The sequence below is a fragment of the Neolewinella antarctica genome (assembly GCF_011927835.1).
GTDB classification, from domain to species: Bacteria; Bacteroidota; Bacteroidia; order Chitinophagales; family Saprospiraceae; genus Neolewinella; species Neolewinella antarctica.
Genome location: NZ_JAATJH010000001.1, coordinates 1,109,515 through 1,128,387 on the forward strand (window position 1 = coordinate 1,109,515; position 18,873 = coordinate 1,128,387).

Annotated in this window: 13 protein-coding genes; 6 read left to right on the forward strand and 7 right to left on the reverse strand. The window is 56.4% G+C overall.

Annotation, left to right across the window (positions count from 1 at the left end):
• Positions 1-68 precede the first annotated feature (68 nt).
• The gene (locus GGR27_RS04455) at positions 69-1,370 is read left to right on the forward strand and encodes a DEAD/DEAH box helicase (protein ID WP_168036173.1); all 1,302 of its coding nucleotides are present in this window, start codon (positions 69-71) and stop codon (positions 1,368-1,370) included.
• A gap of 240 nt (positions 1,371-1,610) precedes the next feature.
• On the forward strand, positions 1,611-2,837 hold the full coding sequence (locus tag GGR27_RS04460) for a T9SS type A sorting domain-containing protein (protein WP_168036174.1): 1,227 nt from the start codon (positions 1,611-1,613) through the stop codon (positions 2,835-2,837).
• Between the two features lie 57 nt (positions 2,838-2,894).
• Here GGR27_RS04460 and GGR27_RS04465 read toward each other — a convergent pair whose 3' ends face one another.
• The gene (locus GGR27_RS04465) at positions 2,895-3,593 is read right to left on the reverse strand and encodes a CDP-alcohol phosphatidyltransferase family protein (protein WP_168036175.1); all 699 of its coding nucleotides are present in this window, start codon (positions 3,591-3,593) and stop codon (positions 2,895-2,897) included.
• 316 nt (positions 3,594-3,909) lie between these two features.
• On the opposite strand from GGR27_RS04465, the gene GGR27_RS04470 reads away from it, so the two are divergent.
• From GGR27_RS04470 to GGR27_RS04485, 4 genes are all read left to right on the forward strand, one after another.
• Positions 3,910-5,457, forward strand: coding sequence for a sodium:solute symporter family protein (locus GGR27_RS04470; RefSeq protein ID WP_168036176.1), 1,548 nt, complete (start codon positions 3,910-3,912; stop codon positions 5,455-5,457).
• A gap of 177 nt (positions 5,458-5,634) precedes the next feature.
• Positions 5,635-6,843 (forward strand): BaiN/RdsA family NAD(P)/FAD-dependent oxidoreductase, encoded by a 1,209-nt coding sequence (locus tag GGR27_RS04475; protein WP_168036177.1) that lies wholly within the window; start codon positions 5,635-5,637, stop codon positions 6,841-6,843.
• 39 nt (positions 6,844-6,882) lie between these two features.
• Positions 6,883-7,707, forward strand: coding sequence for a polysaccharide deacetylase family protein (locus GGR27_RS04480; RefSeq protein WP_168036178.1), 825 nt, complete (start codon positions 6,883-6,885; stop codon positions 7,705-7,707).
• A 162-nt stretch (positions 7,708-7,869) separates the two neighbouring features.
• Complete coding sequence (locus GGR27_RS04485; protein ID WP_168036179.1) at positions 7,870-11,133, forward strand: S41 family peptidase; 3,264 nt, start codon at positions 7,870-7,872, stop codon at positions 11,131-11,133.
• 111 nt (positions 11,134-11,244) lie between these two features.
• On the opposite strand, the gene GGR27_RS04490 is transcribed toward GGR27_RS04485, so the two are convergent.
• From GGR27_RS04490 to GGR27_RS04515, 6 genes are all read right to left on the reverse strand, one after another.
• The gene (locus GGR27_RS04490) at positions 11,245-12,099 is read right to left on the reverse strand and encodes a bifunctional transcriptional activator/DNA repair enzyme AdaA (protein ID WP_168036180.1); all 855 of its coding nucleotides are present in this window, start codon (positions 12,097-12,099) and stop codon (positions 11,245-11,247) included.
• Between the two features lie 65 nt (positions 12,100-12,164).
• The gene (locus GGR27_RS04495) at positions 12,165-12,620 is read right to left on the reverse strand and encodes an acyl-CoA thioesterase (protein WP_168036181.1); all 456 of its coding nucleotides are present in this window, start codon (positions 12,618-12,620) and stop codon (positions 12,165-12,167) included.
• A 29-nt stretch (positions 12,621-12,649) separates the two neighbouring features.
• Positions 12,650-14,110 (reverse strand): TolC family protein, encoded by a 1,461-nt coding sequence (locus GGR27_RS04500; protein ID WP_168036182.1) that lies wholly within the window; start codon positions 14,108-14,110, stop codon positions 12,650-12,652.
• Between the two features lie 7 nt (positions 14,111-14,117).
• Positions 14,118-15,497, reverse strand: coding sequence for an HlyD family secretion protein (locus GGR27_RS04505; RefSeq protein ID WP_168036183.1), 1,380 nt, complete (start codon positions 15,495-15,497; stop codon positions 14,118-14,120).
• A 2-nt stretch (positions 15,498-15,499) separates the two neighbouring features.
• Positions 15,500-17,140, reverse strand: a complete 1,641-nt coding sequence (locus tag GGR27_RS04510; RefSeq protein WP_168036184.1) for a peptidase domain-containing ABC transporter — start codon at positions 17,138-17,140, stop codon at positions 15,500-15,502.
• Between the two features lie 310 nt (positions 17,141-17,450).
• Positions 17,451-18,557: a DUF2891 domain-containing protein gene (locus GGR27_RS04515; RefSeq protein ID WP_168036185.1), complete on the reverse strand. Its 1,107-nt coding sequence runs from the start codon at positions 18,555-18,557 to the stop codon at positions 17,451-17,453.
• Between the last annotated feature and the right edge of the window lie 316 nt (positions 18,558-18,873).

Consider the following 18,873-nt stretch of genomic DNA (forward strand, 5'->3'; position numbering starts at 1 on the left):
GATAGCTATCGGGACCGCGCCCCAAACCCGATACGTTTACCAAGCAATTAAACGCCTACTTTCGCCCCATGAAATCCCAATCAGAAATCCTGGCCAAACTCGGCATCGCGGCGCTCAACCCCATGCAACTGGAAGCCAGGAAAGCCATCATCCACGAAGACGAAGTAATTCTCCTGTCACCAACCGGGACGGGCAAGACGCTGGCGTTTTTACTCCCAATTTTGAACCAATTGAGTTCGAAGGAGGAAATGATCCAGGCACTCGTGCTGGTCCCCAGTCGGGAGCTGGCGATCCAAATCGAACAGGTGCTGCGGGAGATGGGCAGCGGCTACCGGGTGTTCTCGGTGTACGGCGGCCGGCCCGGCTCGAAGGAGCGGCAGGACATGAAAAACCCGCCGGCGATCCTGATCGGTACGCCCGGTCGCGTGGCGGATCACCTGCGGCGGGAAGCATTCGACCCGCGCCGGATCAAATTCCTCGTCCTGGACGAGTTCGACAAATCTCTGGAAACGGGTTTTGAAAAGGAGATGCGGCAGATCGTCAACGACTTGCCCAATGTCCGCAAAAAGGTGCTAACCTCCGCCACCAACGAAGTAGACATCCCCGACTTCATGCGCTTCCGCGCGCCAATGACGATCGACTACCTGGGGACGCGCGGTAACCAACTGAAACTGGTCTCGGCGGTTTCGGACCAAAAAGATAAGTTGGATGCCCTGGAAAAAGTCCTCGGCGAAACTGGCAACGGCCGGGGCATTGTGTTCTGCAACGTCAAGGGAACGCTCGCCTTCGTCGCCGACTTTTTCGACAGCCGCGGTATCGACTACGGCATATTCATGGGCGGGCTGGAACAGACGGAGCGGGAACGCGCGCTGATCAAATTTCGGAATGGCACCCACCGCATCCTGCTGGCTACCGACCTCGCCGCGCGGGGCATCGACGTGCCGGAGCTCGACTTCATCATCCACTACCAAATCCCTTTGCGCGAAGCGGAGTTCACCCACCGCAACGGCCGCACTGCGCGGATGCACGCCAACGGGACGGCCTACGTCCTTCGTTACGCCGAACACGACCTCCCCGACTTCATCGTCGGCGCGGAGGAGATGGACCTCCCCCTCCTACCCCACCCCGTCGAGAATTCTAAATGGACGACGCTTTACGTTTCCGGCGGCCGTAAGGACAAAATTTCTAAGGGCGACCTGGCCGGGCTGTTTTTCAAGCAGGGTGGCTTAGAGAAAAAGGAGCTCGGGGTCATTGAGCTCCTGGCTGACTGTGCTTTTGTAGGCGTCCCCGCTAAGAAGGCGGAGGCGCTGGTCGCGTTGTTGAATAATACTAAGCTGAAGAAGCGGAAGGTGCGGATTAGTGAGCTGTAAAATGGGTTTGCGATAAAGTGAGACCGGGTTATCGAGAAATTTTTGCCGCACTAATTAACCCAGGGGATTACGGAAGTTAGCTGAACGTTAGGATGCCGCGGTTCCCTCACCCTGGGTCAGCCACTAATTTGAGTTCCCACGAATTAGTCCGTGCAGTTTTATGGGACCGGACGTGATGGGCGCTTCTTAGCATTACGCTTACATTTGAGCAGACCTACTCAATAATCAAAATGCAACTTCATGAAATATTTGTACCTCGCCCTACTCTCACTTTGCCTTTGTCCATCACTCGTGGGGCAGGACGTAACCTACGAAACTTATGACCTCAGCGAGGTCATAAATAGTCCGTCTCTCCTGGAATTTGCCGAACTGGAAGATGGCACCGCCTACTTATCCTACCGCTACTTTGGCCCGGGACGGCTCGACCACGCCATGCTCGAATTTGACGGCATGACCTGGTCACCGATCGATACCCTTTGCCGGGGTTGCGTGGATCACATCGTAGCCGGTCCGGACGGCTTACTCTACGTAGCTGCTCGTGAGGAGGGAATTTTCCGAAGGGTTGACGACGCCTGGGAACAAGTACTGACCGACACGGCCTTTCATTTGGCCTTTGACCCCGCGGGCGTTCTTCACTTTCTCAACGAAGGGGGTGTATTTGCTTACGATAGCAACGTCGTGAGCGCCGGAAATACCGCCGGCCTGCCAGCAGGACTCACCAGAATTTCTGAGATGGAATTCCGGGCGGATGGTACCCTGTACTTCATCAAGCCGGCCACGCTCTATTCCTACACGGCGGCGGGTGGCTTTACCGAGCGGACGGAAGTCACGTCGCCCATCTTCCTGGCGGACCACCCCGACGGGTCGATGTACGTCGCCACCGCATTCGGTAGTGTTCACGTATTTCGTGGCGAGGAATTTGAACGCAACGTAGCGCGGGAAGTGTTTACTTCACGTATTGCCTTCTTCGGTTTCGACATCAGCAACGATGGCGTCATTTGGGGCTCGGAGCAAGGATTCAACGGTACGGTGAAAGGGTACGACGGGAGTCGGGTCACCGAGGAAATTATTGCAAAAGACCTCCTTCCGGGAGCGATCCTGATCGGTCCGCTCCACGCCGGAGCGAGTGGTCGGGTTTATGCGGCCTCCGACCAAGTCGAGGGCGTAGCCATCATTAAGGATGAGCTCACGTCAGTTTTCGCACCGGACCGAGCGTTGACTCCCCTGGGGCTTTCTCCGAACCCAGCCAGCGGTTCGGTCACGGTTGACATCAGCCTTCCCGCGAATTCCAGCGGACACTTTTATGTACGAGACGTGACGGGGCGCACGCTCCGGACGATCCCGGTTATTGCAGCCGCTCGTGCAATCAGTCGGACCGTTTCGTTAGCTGGCTTGTCGCCGGGTGTCTACACCATCGAGGCCCGTTTCGGGCGGACGATCGGAATTTCCTCTCTGGTAGTTCGCTAACGGGAAAGTGCGGCGCAGCTACCGATCCATCCCGTGCGAGATTTTGGGGGGGACACTTTATTTTCTGCGTACGGTTGCCGTATCCATTACGGTTAGTACAGTGTAGTACACTACCGTAACCAGCGTCGCCCACCGTGCCCAGGCCACCGGTTCCGGGTAATACCACACATTCACCGCCGCCAACACGATGAAGGCCACCGTATTCACAATGGTCAGCACCCACCACCGCCCGCCCCGGCTGGGGTAAGGCACCAGGATCGGCACAAAGTGTAACACGGCCAGCAGCACGACAAAACCCAGCACCAGCGGCCACGCCAAATCTGGCGTCACGAAGATAAGCACGTACACCACCATGTTCCACAGCACCGGGAACCCCACGAAATGCTTCCCGTCCGCACTCACCATTCCCTCCAGCCCGTAGTAAATCGCCGCCGACAGCAGCATCGCGAAACTCCCTAGCAAGCGTGGGGTATCCGGCATGTCGATCGCTACCCAAAACAGGTAGGCCGGCAAGATGGCGTAGGTGAAAAAATCAATCACGTAATCGATCTGCTTGCCACTCACGTCTGGCAATACTTCCTGCACGTTGGCCATGCGCGCGAACGTACCGTCAACCCCGTCGATTACCAGCGTCGCCAGCATCCAGAACATCGCCATTCGGTAGTCCCCGTCGACGGCCGCCAGTAAACCCATGAAGCCAGCGAGCAAGCCAGAGGCGGTAAAGATGTGGACGGACCAGGCGGCTAGTTTTTGCATGCGGGCGGGGTTTGATGATTTAGTAGCGGGAGATTTACTGCTGGTTAGGCTTCGAAGGTACGTAGGCGGTAGGGTATTAGGCGGTAGGCGGTAGGCGAGTAGACTGGTAGGCGGTAGGCGGTAGGCGAGTAGACTGGTAGGCGGTAGGCGGTAGGGCTGCCGCGTGTTTTCGCCGAGACATGCGGCAGCCCTACCGCCTACCGCCTACCGCCTACCGCCTACTGCCTACTGCCTACTGCCTACTGCCTACCGCCTACCGCCTCTCTTCCTACCACCTAATCCTTAACTTCGCCCACCAAAATACACCCCCAAAAATTTGCGCCCCTTACTTCTCCTTTTTGGCCTCCTAGGGTTGACCGCCGGCTACCTGGCCTTTTTTACGGATAACGACGTCAACTGGCCCGCTTTCGCCAGCATGTCCGTCTTTTACGCCATCGTCTATTACGTCGGCATCCTCGCAGGAAAGAAAAAGGAAACGGGCAAGAATGATGCCGACGCCATGATGCTCGCCGGCCGGGGCGTGCCCGTGTGGATCGGCATCTTTACTATGTCGGCCACCTGGGTCGGCGGCGGGTTCATCAACGGGACGGCGGAGATGACGGCCACCTCCGGCCTCATCTGGGTGCAGGCGCCGTGGGGTTACGCGCTGTCGTTGGTCATCGGTGGCCTGTTCTTCGCCCGGACGATGCGGCGGCGAAATTACTGCACGATGCTCGATCCGCTCGCGGAAAAGTACGGAAAGCGGATGACCGCGCTGCTGTTCCTCCCCGCCCTCACCGGCGAGCTTTTCTGGACGGCCGCCATCCTCACGGCGCTCGGGGCAACGTTCGGCACCGTTCTCAACATCGACCTGGAAACCGCCATTCTGCTCTCCGCCACGATTGCCGTTGCGTACACCGCCATCGGTGGCCTGTGGGCGGTGGCGATGACGGACGTAGTGCAGTTGATTATTCTGTTCGTCGGCCTGGCCATGATCGTCCCGTTGGCGCTCGAATACACGGGCGGCCTTTCGGTAACCTACGCGGCTTATCAGGACAAATTTGGCGCCGCAGCCAGTCTGCTGCCCAGCCGGGAAGCACTGGGCGATTCGTACTGGACGTGGTGGGATTACGCATTGTTACTCGTTTTCGGCGGCATCCCGTGGCAAGTCTATTTTCAACGGGTCCTTTCCGCGCGGGATGAAAATTCGGCCGTGTGGTTGAGTCTCGTTGCGGGTGTGGTGTGCGTGCTCGCGGCCGTCGCGCCGGTACTGATCGGGATGGTGTCGGCGACGGTCGACTGGTCGGTAACGGAGGCTGGTGCACCGATTGACGCCAGCGCAACCCTACCCTGGGTGGTCCGGTATTTGACGAATGAATGGGTGGCGGTAATTGGCTTGGGCGCGGTGGCGGCGGCCGTAATGTCGAGCGTGGATAGTTCGGTCCTGAGTGCTTCGAGCATGGGCGTTTGGAACGTTTACCGGCCGCTGGTAGACCCGAGTTTGTCGGATTCTAAACTCGCCAAACTGATTCAGCGGACCATCTGGATCGTGGGCGTCGCCGCTACGTTGATTGCGTTTCAGGTACAGAGTGTTTACGAGCTCTGGTTTCTTTGTTCGGACTTCGTTTACTGTCTGTTGTTTCCGGCGCTGGTCTGCGCGCTGTTCGACCCTAAAGCTAACCGGCACGGGGCTTTGGCGGGTTTCTTGGTTGCTGGATTTCTGCGGTTTGGGGGTGGGGATGCTACGCTCGGGTTGCCGGCTTATTTGGAGTATCCGGTTGATTTTCCTTTTCGGACATTTGCTATGGTTTGTGGGTTGGTTTCTTTGGTTTTGGTTAGTCGGGTTTTGCCTTCGGCGTTTCCAGAGGAAGGGGAGGAGGTATAGGAGGAAGATGAAGTTATGTTGGGCGTGGCCGCAGGTGCCGAGGAAGTTTGGACGGCAGAGCCGTGCGGTAGCTACCTCAAATATCGCATATCGAGATTCGCATATCGCACATCATTTTCTCCCCATCTTCCGGCATCTCGATAGCTACCGGGACGGAGCCTACCGTAACTTCGCCAAATGCCAACCCAAACCCTAATCATCGGCGGCGGAGCCGCCGGCTTCTTCACCGCCATCCAACGCGCCGAGTACCACCCGGACGAACAAATAACCATCCTCGAACGTGGCAAGGGGGTCCTCGAAAAAGTCCGTATTTCCGGCGGCGGCCGCTGCAACGTCACCCACGCGTGTTGGGACCCGCGCGACCTCGCGAAATTCTACCCCCGGGGCGGCCGGGAACTGCTTGGCCCCTTCAACAACTTTGCCTGCGGAGATACGATGGGCTGGTTCGAAGACCGGGGTGTACCGCTCAAAATCGAAGAAGACGGACGGATCTTCCCAACGTCCGACACCTCGCAGAGTATCATCGACTGCCTCTGGAACACGGCGAAGGCGAAGGGCATCAAGGTCCTTACAAAAACGAAGTTCACCGACCTCGAAGCGCCTTCCCCGGACGGAAAATGGACCATCCGTACCAGTGCCGGAGAACTAACCGCCGACCGGCTCATCATCACCACCGGTAGCAACCCGACCGTCTGGAAACTCCTCGCCAAAATTGGTCACAACCTGATCGACCCCGTTCCGTCCCTGTTCGCCTTCAACACGAAGGACACCCGGCTGCGCGACCTCTCCGGCGTCTCCCTGCCCTGGGCCCAGCTCCACATCGAAGGTGACAAACTGAAGGCCGACGGTCCGCTACTGATCACCCACCGCGGCCTGAGTGGCCCGGCAGTACTTCGCCTTTCCGCATGGGGTGCGCGGGATTTAGCACCGAGTAAATACAACTTCACCCTGGTCGTCAACTGGCTCGCCCAACGACCCGTCGACGTAATGGAAAAGCTCAACGCACTGAAGCTAAGCGAAGCTAAACGCCAGGTCAGCACCCGCGCCTACTTCGACTTACCCGCCCGCCTCTGGAAATCGCTCGTCGACGCGGCCGGCATCGCTCCCGAACTAAAGTGGGCCGACTTAACTAAAAAACAGCTCCAAGCCCTCACCGACCAGCTAACCGCCGCCCGCTTCAACGTCGCCGGAAAAAGCACGAACAAGGAAGAATTTACTACCGCCGGTGGCGTGGACTTACGGGAGGTAGACTTCCGGGAGTTTCGCTCGAAGGTCCACCCCACCCTCTTCCTGGCCGGGGAAGTATTGGACATCGACGCGATTACGGGTGGATTCAATTTTCAGGCGGCCTGGACGGGGGGCTTTTTGATTGGTCGGGCAGCGTAACTCTTGGTAACGCAATCTTTCGCGTAGGTTTACGGTAGTATGAAAAAACTGATCATCCACGCCGACGACGCCGGCCTAAGTCAGGCGCACAACGAAGCTACCCTCCGGGCCGTCGAGGAAGGGGTCTGCACCTCCTACAGCATCATGATGCCTTGCGCCTGGGCTTACGATATGGTGAGAATCGCCAATGCCCACCCACACCACGACGCCGGCATCCACCTGACGTTAACTTGTGAGTGGCACAATTATCGGTTTGGCCCGGTGGCGGGTGCCGGGTCGGTACCTTCGCTCGTTGACGAATACGGCCACTTCTTCAGGACGCGGGACCAGCTAGCAGAGTACGCCGCTTCCGAGGAAGTAGAAATTGAGCTACGGGCACAGATTAATTATGCACTAAAGCTAGGTCTCCAGCCTACCCACCTCGACTCGCACATGTACAGCGTGGGAGCTAGACAGGATTTCTTGGATATTTACCGCCGCTTGGGGCGTGAATTTGGTCTGCCCGTTCAACTGAGTCAGGGACTGTTGCGGCACGTCAGGAATAACCACCAAAGGATAGTTCCGCTAGGTTCCGAAACCCTGGTCGACCATGTCCACCTAGCCACGTTCGCTCAGTTTCAGCGAAGGGGGATTGTCGCTCATTACCGATCCGTGCTGAAGAATCTCCCCAATGGGCTGAATATTTTGCTCGTCCACCCCGCCATTAATTCAGCGGAAATGCGGGCCATCACGGTCGATCACCCGAATTTTGGTGCTGCGTGGCGGGAAATCGACCATGACTTCCTACTCTCCGCAGCCAGCCATTCCTTGATCACCGAACTCGGTATCGAACTAATGGACTGGCGGTCGATTTCTGCAGGGTAACAGCGAGGGAGACAGTTTATTCCTGAGGTTGCGCCCAGTTTACTTGCCTACCCTATTTTCTGGCACCCGCCCCGATAGCTATCGGGGCGCCCAATTTATTGAGCTAAGGCCACTAATATTCCTATCTTACCGTACTAACAACCACTATCCAACGCCCCCGATATGCGCCTAATCCTACTTGCCTGTAGCCTGCTTATGTCACTAGGTGTGAGCGCCCAGAGCAACGCCACCTGGCTCCGCCACTCCACTATCTCCCCCGACGGCAGCCAGATCGCGTTCACCCACAAGGGCGACCTGTACCGCGTACCGGTAACCGGCGGCCGCGCCACCCAACTCACCTACCACGAGGCCCACGATTACGGCGCTATCTACAGCGCGGACGGCCGCACGATCGCCTTCGCCAGCAACCGCTACGGCAACTTCGACGTCTTTACGATGCCCGCGACCGGCGGCATGGCCACGCGCCTGACCTTCCACTCCAACGACGAAATGCCCTATACTTTCTCGCCCGACGGTGAAAGCGTAGTCTTCGGCGCGCTCCGGCAGGACGACGTGCAGCACCGGCAATTTCCCCACCGCTCCCAATCCGAGCTTTATGCGGTGCCGTTCGGTGGCGGCCGCGTCGATCAGATTTTGACGGTCCCGGCGGAATACGTCCGGTACGGCCCCGACGGAACGAGTTTTTATTACCACGATAAAAAAGGTGGGGAAGACGAATACCGCAAGCACCACGTCTCTTCTATTGCCCGCGATTTGTGGCGGTACGACGCGGCCACGAAAACGCACACGCAACTGACGACCCACATCGCGGAAGACCGCCAGCCAATCCCCGCTGCGGACGGCACGCTTTACTTCCTGAGCGAACGCAGCGGCACTTACAACGTCTGGAAAATGGCTGCTGATGGAACCGGTGAAGCTACCCAGCTCACCGACTTCGACCTTCACCCCGTCCGCTTCCTGAGCCGCGCGGATAATGGCACGCTGAGTTTTGGCTACGATGGCCAACTGTACACGATGCGCGAGGGAGAAACGCCCGCAAAAGTCGCCGTGGAGATCATTACCCAGGACGTCAGTAACCGCGATAAGTACGTCACCGTCAGCGGCAAGATCACCGAAATGGAAGTCTCGCCCAGCGGCAAGGAAATCGCCTTCATCACCCGTGGCGAAGTATTCGTTACCTCCGTGGACGAGTCTTTCACCAAGCGCCTTACTAACACACCAGAACAGGAACGCTTCGTCACCTGGGGGCCGGACGGAAAATCCGTCGTCTACGCCCGGGAATCGGGCGGCACCTGGAGCACCTACAAGAACGTAAAGACGCGCAAAGAAGAACCGTTTTTCTACGCGGCGACCCTCACGAAAGAAAGCCCCGTTCTGGAGAATGACAGCGACAATTATCTAGTCAAGTACTCTCCCGACGGCAAGAAAATGGCCTGGGTGGAAGACCGGCGATCAATCAAAGTCCGCAACGTCGATAGCACCGGCGCAACGGTGACCCTGCTCGACGCGGAAGAACTTTTTTCCATGAGCGACGGCGACAAGTACTTCACCTGGAGCCCGGATAGCGACTGGCTACTCGTCGAGTGGGACGTGCTGTTGAATAACAGCGAGGTCTTGCTCATGAAGGCCGACGGCAGTAAACGCGTCAACCTGACCGAAAGCGGCTACTACGATTCTCAGCCGAAGTGGGCGAACATGGGCGCGCAGATGATCTGGTTCAGTAACCGCGACGGACTGAAGTCGTACGCCACCAGCGGGCGGTCGGAGCAGGACGTCTACTCCATGTTTTTTACGCAGGAAGCGTGGGATAAATTCAACCTGACGGACGAAGAATTCAAGCTTTCCAAAGCAGTCACCGAAGCTAACAAACCAACGGCAGCGGACTCCACCGCGACGGAGCGCGCTAAGAAGAAGACAAAAGGAAAAACGGAAGACAAGAGCACAAAAAGCAAAAAGGACTCTACCCAGGTCGACTCCCTGACTTTCGACTGGAAAAACATGGAAGACCGGACGAAGCGGCTCACCATTCACTCTTCGCGGCTCGGCGACGCCGTGCTTTCTAAAGACGGGGAAAAGCTCTACTACCTCGCAACCTTTGAAAAAGAAGCCAATCTGTGGTCAACTAACCTACGGACTAAGGCCACCAAGATGGAAATGAAGATCGGCAAAAACGGTAGCCTGGCGTGGGATAAGGAGATGAAAAACCTCTACCTCCTGGCGGGCGGAACCATCTCGAAGATCGACCTGGACAAAAGCAAAAAAACCGCCGTTAAGATCAAAGGCGAGATGGAATACGACGTAGCCGCGGAGCGCCGGGCGATGTTCGACCACGTCTGGCTCCGCACGAAGGCCATCTTCTACGAGCCTACTTTTCACGGCGTCGACTGGGCCAAGATGCAGGAGGAGTACACGAAGTACCTCCCCTCCATCGGTAATGCTTTTGAGTTCACGGAGATGCTTTCCGAGATGCTCGGCGAGTTGAACGTATCGCACGCCGGCGCCCGTTACCGACCACAAGGGTTTAACAACCCCGACGCCACGGCTTCCCTCGGCATTTTCCTGGATTACGCGTACACCGGCGACGGCATTAAAATCGCCGAAGTCATCGACGGTGGACCACTGGACCGCTCCGCTTTCAACGTTGCGGCCGGATCGATCATCGAGTCCATCGATGGAACGCCCGTGACGCCGGACCGTGACGTAGCTACTTATTTGAACCGGAAAGCCGGCGACTTCACGCTGCTTAACATACTCGACCCCACCACAAAAAAGAGCCAGACCATCACGGTAAAACCCATTAGTCTCAGCGACGAAAGTAAACTGCTCTACGAACGTTGGGTAAAGATTAACCAGGATGAGGTCGACGCTAAATCCGGCGGTACGCTGGGCTACGTCCACATCCCCGGCATGGGCGACGGGCCGTACCGCGACGTCTACGAGGACATGCTCGGCAAGTACCGCGACCGTAAGGCGATGATCATCGACACGCGCTTCAACGGTGGTGGCGACTTGGTGGCGGACCTGGCGATGTTTTTCACCGGCGTGCCGTTCATCACCTACGCGACGGAGGCCAAAGTCGTTGGCGGCGAGCCTACTTCACGCTGGACGAAGCCGACACTTTCGCTGATCAACGAAGCCCAGTATTCCGACGGCCACTGTTTCGCGGCGGGCTACTCCGACCTCAAAATCGGCCCGACGCTCGGTATGCCAACGCCCGGCACCTGTTCCTTCGCCGGCTGGGAGTTACTGCCCGACGGGTCCGTGTGGGGCGTCGTCCCCGTCAGCGCTAAGGATATCAATGGCGACTGGATGGAGAATAACCAGACGGAGCCGGATATTCGAGTTAAGAATATGCCAGGTGAAATCGCCACCGGCCGGGATGAACAGTTGGAGCGAGCGATCGAATACATGGTTAAGGAATATTAAGGGGCGCTATCCCGATAGCTATCGGGAGTGCGGGGTAAGTTAGAAGTGCAAGCTTAACTTGCCGGGCGCCTGACTAGCTCAACTCGCCATTAAGGAAGACCGACTTATCAGCTAATCACGTACGGTCATCCCCCATTCCCGGCCCAAAATATTTGCCTTCCGCTCCTCCGACCACCGGTAGCCACCCAGGCCACCGTCCGCCCGAATTACCCGGTGGCAGGGAATCAGGATCGCCACCGGGTTCTTCCCGATCGCCGTACCTGCCGCACGCGCGCTACCCGGTTGATCGATGGCTTTTGCTACGTCGCCGTAGGTACGCACCTCCCCGGTCGGAATGGCCAGGAGTGCCTGCCAGATTTTAAGTTGAAAAGGCGTTCCTTTCAAATAAAGCGCCAGCGGCTTCGTCGGTGATTCGGTGCCATTAAGTACGCGCAACGCTAGTAGGGTTAGTTCGGTAGGGCGGTCGAGTAGGACAGCAGCGGGGAATTCACCCCTTAGCGCCGCCAACGCATCGCTGGCGTGTTCGTGGAAGGAAAGGAAACAGATGCCCCGCTTCGTCGCGGCGATAATTGCCTTGCCGTACGCGGTAGCTTGGTGCGTGTACCTGATCGTCAGGCCCGCCCCGCCCCGCTTATAGTCCGCCGGCGTCATGCGCACGTAGAGATCGTGTAGCCGGCTGGGGCTGGAGAGACCCGCGCGCTCAGCAACGTCGAATAGTCGGAGCTGATCTTTAACCAACAGGCTTTTCGTACGCTCCAGCGTGATGAACTGCAGGTACTTCTTCGGCGTGACGCCGGCCCAGGATTGGAACAGTCGCTGAAAGTGAAACGGGCTCACGTTTGCCTGCGCAGCCACCTCCTCAAGACTTGGCTGTCGGTCGCAGTTCGCGCGTATGTAATCAATGGCCCGCGCAATCCGCTCGTAATTATGTGCCCCGGTTGCTGCTGATAAATCTTCCTGTGCCATACCGTAAAGATGCGCCGTTCTCGCTACCCACGAAACCCGCTTCTTGCTAATCGCGGGCGACTTTGCTAGCTAGCTTGCAGCTTGGCGAACCAGTCCGCGGACTCGATCTTTTCAATTCCGTCTATCCACTCCTGCGGCATGGCTACTTTGCGCAATTCCGAATAGTTGTAAGGCACCATAACTTGGTGGCTGACGGCTACGATACGCTCGTGGTTCTTGGAAAAGACCGCCGTCTGTAAAGTGAACCGGTCTTCGAGAATCTCGGACGTCCTTACGCCCACCACGACCGTATCCGGGTGCGTCATCGGGAAAATGTACTTACAGTCCTGCCAGCCCAGGATGGTCCCCGTCCCTTCGCCGGCAAACGCCGTGTTCATGTTCATCGCTTCGAAGTAGATCACCCGCGCCGTCTCGGCCCACTTCAAGTAAACGAGGTTGTTCACGTGGCGGGCGCTATCCATATCCCCCCAGTGCGTGGGGAATTCAACGGTAGTTTGAAAGTCTTCGAGGCTAAGCCGCATGGGGTGTTATTTGGATGGAGTGATGGTCGCTAGTTCTCCGGGAGGCCTTCGATCAGGTCGTTGGCCAGGAAGCGGTAATTGAGCAATTCTTTGCGAATTTGCGCTTTGAGTTCGATGAGCTTGAGTTGCGCCTCAATGTATTTTTCCTGCCGCTTGTTGAGCAGAAAGACGGAGCTTTCGCCGTAGATGAATTTTGTATTCTCTAACCCCAGTAGTGTGCGGTAGCGTACCGTATTCGCTTCCGTGATGCCTACCTGGTCACGCAGTACGTCGATCTGGTCGATACTAGCCCGCAGTTTATTGTTGAGCTCGTTCTGTTTGGCCAGTAGCTCAAGCCCATTCTCCCTGATTTTGATTTCCCCCAATTGCACCTGCGCCCGCGCCTGACGCAATAACAGGGGCACCGAAAAGTCGAACCCCCACCTAAAGTCATTCGACGAGAAATTCGGCCGCAGACTTTCTTCCCCCGTCGCTAACAAAGCATTGTACTTCACCTTCAGTTTCGGCCGCGCCTTGACGCGTTTAAGACGTTGCTCGATCTGGTAGACCTCCTGCTTGTTTAAATAATATTTAATGAGCGGGTTGGTAGCCACCAGGTTAACCGTGGGGTCGACCAGGACTAGGGGCACCCCCAGCGCGAATGGCGATGGAATAATACCCGGTTGCAGTTCCAGTGGCGTACCGTCGAACCACAAATAATTCTCCATGGTTTGCTGCGCTTTGATGAGCTTGGCGTCGTTTTTCCGGAGTTCGGTCAGGGCGTCTTGCAAAAGAATGAAGGCCTCCAGCGTGTCCATCGCGGTGTATTCACCGTTGTCGTAAGAAATCCGCGTGCTTTCAAAGTAGGTGGTGGCCAGAATGAGGTTACTATCCAGCACTCCTTCGTAGTAGAAAAACTTTTGCCAGTCCACGTAAGTCGTGCTGGCTTCGTACAGCAAATCGTTCAGTGCGATTTGTCGCTCGTTCTCGTTCAATTGCTGGATCACCCCTGCCCGGTCGAGTGCGATGCGCCGTTCGTTAACGATCAGGCCCTGCAGAAGATCGGCTTCCAGACCGACGTGCCACAGCCCGAGATCATCCGTCTGTTCCTCCGGGTTCAGGAATACTCCGTCCGTCTGCTCGTACCCGGCCACGACGTCGACGCCGTACACGGTCGGGACGCGCAGTTTACTCTGGTAGGTCTGGTAATAAAGTTTATCGTCAAAGTCCTTCTGGGCCCAGTCGGCCTCCAGAACGGGATCGAGATTACCCCGGGCCATTAGCATTTCCGCGCGGGCGCGGTCGGTCTGAAGATCAGCCTGGAGGGAGATGGGGTGGTGGAGTTGGACGCTGGTCAGAAATTCTTCGAGGCTGAAGACGTTAGCGGCCGTTTGACCGCTCAGCACGGGAGAACCCAGTAACAACAAGACGGTACCCAGCAGTACTTTACGGTATACGGTGCACACCGTTAGCCAATTGGGAATACTTTTCTCCTCGTGGAAAATCCGCATATTTATATCACTTTATTGATTTCCCCGGAGCTTTCCTTTTGAGCTCTTTGGGCGCGTCTTTTGCATCCTCATCGTAAAACTGCGCCGGGAAGCCATTCAACTGTCGCCATAATTCGTACCAGATCGGCACGTCGTTCAGCAGGACGAACGCCTGGGCTCCCGTCCCTACCCTCAACTCCTTTGGCCAGGAGCGCTTAGAACTCATCGGGCTGATCAAAATCCGGTACTGGCCATTCTCGCTAATGAAGCGGTCTACGGCCACCACCTCCCCGGTAAAGATGCCCGTGGAGGCTTCCGGCCAGCCGCTGATGACGATTGCCGGCCAACCATCGAACCGCAGCCGGGCTTCCTCCCCGATGTTAACGAGGGGTAGATCCTGGGGTTTGACGAACATCTCCACCGTGAGATCAAACTCAGTCGGGGCAATGGTGGCAATATCGTCGCCCTCTTTGATCAGCTCCCCCAGGCCCTTCTTCATTGTTTTCGTTACGTAACCGTCCTGCGGCGCGGTAATGTAGTAGAACTGTTGGCGGAAGGCGTAATTGCTGTACTGGTTCTCTAGTTTTGCCGTAGCGCCGACGCTCTCCGACCGGGCAGACAGCACTGATTGCCGGTCGGAATCTGCTTTGGCCAACTTCTCTCCGTACTCCCGCTCCACCAATGATTGTTCTATGATGGCGTTGGTGAGTTCACGCCGTTGGTTCATCAGTTTGTTACGCTGCGAGGTAACCTTTGCCCGTGTCTCCTGAACTTTGAGTTCTTTATCCTGAAAGTCGGTAAGTGACTTTACGCCCTTATCGTACATTTCTTTGAACCGCTCTAACTGATTCTCCGCGATCTCCAAATTCGCCTCGAACGCGACCAAGTCGGCGCTGTCGATCGTGATCTTATTTCTTGCTTGTTGGGCCTTGTTACTAATCTGCTCTCGCTTCAAGAGTAAGCCCCTTTCCAGTTGGCTGTACTGATTACTAAGCGCCGAGCTTTTATCATCGTAAGCCTGGATGCCCGTTAGTTTGGCATCGATCTGCTCGCGCGTCCGTTCTACGAGGGAGGAATCGAAGTACTCACTCTTTATTTCAGTGAGGTGCGCGATCGTGTCACCGGCGTACACAAAATCTCCTTCCTGTACGTACCACTCCTGAATCCGACCGGGGATGACCGCCTGCATTCCCTGCGGCCGCTGGCTGGGGTCGCGCGTGTTGACGTATCCTTTCGCGTTGATGTTCTGCGTCCAGGGCACGAACAGACAGCCCAGTATAATAAATACGAGACTGCCGAACACGAGGAGTATCCACTTTTCGGCGTGCACGCTACGCATGAGCTTGAAGGAGTCAAACTCGTGTAACTTGACCCGTTCGTCGATTGAATTTTCCGAAATGTTAAGCATGATCAGTAGCTATCGAGGTTAAAAATACGGCTGCTGCGTTCTTTCCAGTAAGGGTCGTGGGAGACGACGAGTACCGTCCAGGGCCGCTCGGGCGACATCAGGTAATCGATAATCCGGTTGGATTCGGTTTCCCCGACGAAAATTAGCGGATCTTCCAGTAGTAACAGTTTCGGTTCGGTAATGATGATGCGGGCGATCATGATCTTTTGAATTACGGCGCGGGGCAAGCGGCGACCGCCACTGTCTACGTAACTGTCCAAACCCTCCGGCTGGTGTTCAAGATAATCATTCAGTTGTAGCAAGCTCAGCACTTCGGTGAGTCGGGCGCTGGTTATTTCCCGCCCAAGCGTAATGTTTTCCCGCAGCGTGGATTCAAATATCTGGTTCGTGGGGTAAGCCACACCGATTTCCTGATAGAGCATCTCGCGGTTATAGGTGGTGAGCGGGGTACCGTTTACGTAGAACTCCCCGTCCTGGATCTGATAGATGCCCGCCAGGATCTGCAACAACACGGTCTTGCCACTACCGGACTTTCCTTCCAGCACGACCTTTTCCCCCGCCGCGATCTCGAACGACAAATTGTCGATCACGTTACGTCGGTCGCCGGGGAAGGCAAATTCGATTTCGGCTGCGCGCAGTGAGATTGGTCCGGATGCTTCCACGGCAGCCTTACCGGCATCGGTGTCTAATTCCAAATCGGTTACGTAGCCAATCTTATCGAGCGCGGTGAGGACGTCGTAGATCGTGTCGATGATGCGCATGATCTTCTCGACGGAAGCGATGATCAAGATAATGATAATCTCAGAAGCCACGAACTGACCGATGTTCATCTCCTGCGCGAAAACGAGATAGCCCCCCAGGAAGAGCAACCCCGCGGCAATGAACACCTTAAACCCGATGAAGAGCCGGTACTGGTTGAGAATCACCTGGAAGTGAGATTCCCGGTTTTTCAGGTAGCCCTTGACGATGGTGTCTGTCTCCCGCAGGTGTAAGTCGCTGCCGGAGTTAAGTTTGAAGGTCCGGGTGTTGCGCGCAATTTCTTCTAACCAGTGGACGAGGCGGTATTTGTACTTACTCTCCTTGATGCTTGTTTCCAGTCCCTTCGGCCCCGTGACGGCGAAGATCACGTACAGTATCAGCACCAACGAAATAGCTAGGATAATGAAGTACGGACTGTAAATGGCCAGCACGAGCATGCCAAAAACGATCTGAAAGGCCGCAAGTGAGAAATCGATCACGATCTTCGGTAGGCCTTTTTGGATGGTCAGCGTATCGAAAAACCGGTTCGCCAGTTCCGGCGCGTGGACTTTGTCAAGTTGTACGTAACTAATTTTCGGTAATCGGTAAGCGAATTCGAAGGCGGAACGGGCAAAAAGATTTTGCTGCACGTTCTCCAAAATCCGTAGTTGCAGTACTTGTAAAACCCCGGTGATCGCAATACCCCCCAGTACGACACTCACCAAAAACAACCAGGAGGTAGTTGCCTCCCCCGCCTGAATAAAGTTAATGATGGCCTGGATGCCCAGAGGCAGCGTCAAGTTGACGACTCCGTTCAGAATAGCAAAAATATAGATGGTGCGAAGTTCGGAGCGGTACTGGCTCAACAAACTCCAAAACCTTTTGACGGGTGGGGTACGGGTCATGGAGGCGGGCTGGTTAAAGTCCGGATTTAGAGCCCGGTAGGGGTAGTATTGTATGAGGAAACTCCTTGCGGCCAGTCAAGTTTACTGACGCGGGCGGTCGGTACTCGTTATGACATTTAAGCGACGCGGGGCGTATCCATCCTAAATTTAGCGCCACAAAGGTAGTAAGGAGTTAGTCGTAAAAGCCGAACTACTTGGTGAAGGCCTCGGATGCTTCCTTCATCTCGATGACTCCCACCCCGTCATCACTGCTTTTGCGACCACACTGCATCTACGTCCGCGCACCACCAGGGGACGCCAAGCATCTTGTCTACCGTAGCGCATAAAGCGCAAAACTCCCCAGCCAGTGCCCTCCCTCGTAGCCATCACCCACCAGGTTGGGCAGTGAATACTCGACGTGTTTGTTAGCTATACCGACCAGGTGGGCGTACTCATTCGGATACTGCCTCGCCAACCCGTAGAGCACCCACGCACGGCTGAAATTCAATCCGTCGAGGTGAACCAACTTACCATCCGTCCGGTCCGCTACCAGCCCGACTTCGAGGTCGTAGCCCGGCTCGACCAAAGCGGGCAAGAACGCAGCTAACCACGCGTGAAAATCTTCGGTCTCGAGGACGCGTGCCATGATCCTGATTTCTTCCAGGCACGGGCTCAGAAAATCGAAGCCCCCCGGCTCCCACGACATCGGGCAAGCGCGGTCATTCAGGTAAAATCGCCTGGCCGCATCTTCCACCGCAAACTTCAGGGGCTCGCTACCGACGCCGTCGGCGTAATCCCACGCCATGGTCATCCCGAAGGCGGTGTTGGGGTGCTCACCAGTTCGGATGGCGTAATTCAGCTTGGGCAGGAACGCGACGTACTTGTCCACAATTAACGCCACCAGCGGTTCCAGATTGGCTACTAATTCCGGCGCCAGGTCGTCTTCCCAATCGTTAAGTTCCAGACGTAATTGCAACAGCCACGCCCAGCCGTAAGTGCGCTCATAACTCCCGTTGTGCACTCCGTCAAAATAGACCACTTCCCGCGCTACGTTGGCCGCGCTGAGGTTTTCTCGTAGCATTCGCTTAGCGTCCTCCGCACGCTCCAGATTTGGAAATTCTTTCAGCAGCGCAACGACCGACCAGTGACCGTGCACGGCGCTGTGCCAGTCGAAACAACCGTAAAACGACGGATGAAGAATACTTGGCTCTGCTAAATCCGCCTTTTCGCCGACGGTTTGGTTGAGCTTGTTCGGGTACTCCTGTTGAATGCACGCCAGGGGCAGCTCTAGTAGGCGAGTAGCCATTGCTTCCGTCAGGCGCAGCGGATCTTGCACGGGTGATTGATTTTGGGGCGCTTCCTTCTCGGGCGCGGGCGCCGGTGCCGTGCAGGTGGGAAGAAGCAGGGTAAATAGGACTAAGACAATTTGTTGACGCATGACGTGAAGGTAGCTGATGGGCGGCGTCTTGTCGCCGTCCCGCCTCAGCCTGATGTGGCCCCGAGCTATCAATGCTACGTCATTTCGTCGGTCCACTGCCCCTTTCCTATCGTTGCGACCAGGATAACAATTTCCAAATCTGACTGGGGCAATCCGTACCGAACAGAAAACGCCCCGCCGGCCAGAGCCAACGGAGCGTTTCAAGTTTCGTATCAAATCGGTATCTACTTCGCGTCATCTTCGCCGTCGATAATCTTGTCAGCATCATCCGATGCTTCTAAAACGTCGTTGGCAGTTGGTGTCTCCAACGGATTAG

What these genes read in the sequence shown, in the direction of transcription:
- GGR27_RS04500 (WP_168036182.1), bottom strand. Translation starts at nt 14,110, where the DNA reads ATGCGGATTTTCCACGAGGAGAAAAGTATTCCCAATTGGCTAACGGTG.
- GGR27_RS04510 (WP_168036184.1), bottom strand. Translation starts at nt 17,140, where the DNA reads ATGACCCGTACCCCACCCGTCAAAAGGTTTTGGAGTTTGTTGAGCCAG.
- GGR27_RS04460 (WP_168036174.1), top strand. Translation starts at nt 1,611, where the DNA reads ATGAAATATTTGTACCTCGCCCTACTCTCACTTTGCCTTTGTCCATCA.
- GGR27_RS04490 (WP_168036180.1), bottom strand. Translation starts at nt 12,099, where the DNA reads ATGGCACAGGAAGATTTATCAGCAGCAACCGGGGCACATAATTACGAG.
- GGR27_RS04480 (WP_168036178.1), top strand. Translation starts at nt 6,883, where the DNA reads ATGAAAAAACTGATCATCCACGCCGACGACGCCGGCCTAAGTCAGGCG.
- GGR27_RS04515 (WP_168036185.1), bottom strand. Translation starts at nt 18,557, where the DNA reads ATGCGTCAACAAATTGTCTTAGTCCTATTTACCCTGCTTCTTCCCACC.
- GGR27_RS04485 (WP_168036179.1), top strand. Translation starts at nt 7,870, where the DNA reads ATGCGCCTAATCCTACTTGCCTGTAGCCTGCTTATGTCACTAGGTGTG.
- GGR27_RS04455 (WP_168036173.1), top strand. Translation starts at nt 69, where the DNA reads ATGAAATCCCAATCAGAAATCCTGGCCAAACTCGGCATCGCGGCGCTC.
- GGR27_RS04475 (WP_168036177.1), top strand. Translation starts at nt 5,635, where the DNA reads ATGCCAACCCAAACCCTAATCATCGGCGGCGGAGCCGCCGGCTTCTTC.
- GGR27_RS04495 (WP_168036181.1), bottom strand. Translation starts at nt 12,620, where the DNA reads ATGCGGCTTAGCCTCGAAGACTTTCAAACTACCGTTGAATTCCCCACG.
- GGR27_RS04465 (WP_168036175.1), bottom strand. Translation starts at nt 3,593, where the DNA reads ATGCAAAAACTAGCCGCCTGGTCCGTCCACATCTTTACCGCCTCTGGC.
- GGR27_RS04505 (WP_168036183.1), bottom strand. Translation starts at nt 15,497, where the DNA reads ATGCTTAACATTTCGGAAAATTCAATCGACGAACGGGTCAAGTTACAC.